The 340-nt window shown below is 44.7% G+C and carries 1 protein-coding gene; it reads left to right on the forward strand.

Features of this window, described 5'->3' with window-relative positions; genetic code table 11:
* Positions 1 to 43 precede the first annotated feature (43 nt).
* A partial coding sequence (locus tag CWC14_RS18825; RefSeq protein WP_138564399.1) for a DUF4870 domain-containing protein occupies positions 44 to 340 on the forward strand: 297 nt, incomplete at its 3' end.

The following is a 340-nucleotide window of genomic DNA, read 5'->3' on the forward strand; positions in this document are numbered from 1 at the left end:
ACCGGCAAACAATAACAACAAGCAAAGCAATGATGAGAAAACCATGGCGATGCTGTGTCACTTAGCCGCACTCGCGGGTTTTATAGTGCCATTTGGATCTATCATTGGCCCGGTGATTGTCTGGTTGGTGAAAAAAGATGAGATGGAAGTGGTTGACCGCCATGGCCGAGCGTCATTGAACTTTCAGCTAACGATGCTTATTGCTTTCATCGTCTGCTTCTTACTTATTTTTGTTGCTATTGGGGTTGTGCTACTGCCTTTAGTCGCCATTTTCTCGTTCGTAATGGTGATTATTGCTAGCATCAAAGCCTACGAAGGCAAAGAGTTTAAGTATCCGCTG

It is taken from the genome of Pseudoalteromonas sp. S3260, from assembly GCF_005886925.1.
Classification (GTDB): domain Bacteria; phylum Pseudomonadota; class Gammaproteobacteria; order Enterobacterales; family Alteromonadaceae; genus Pseudoalteromonas; species Pseudoalteromonas tetraodonis.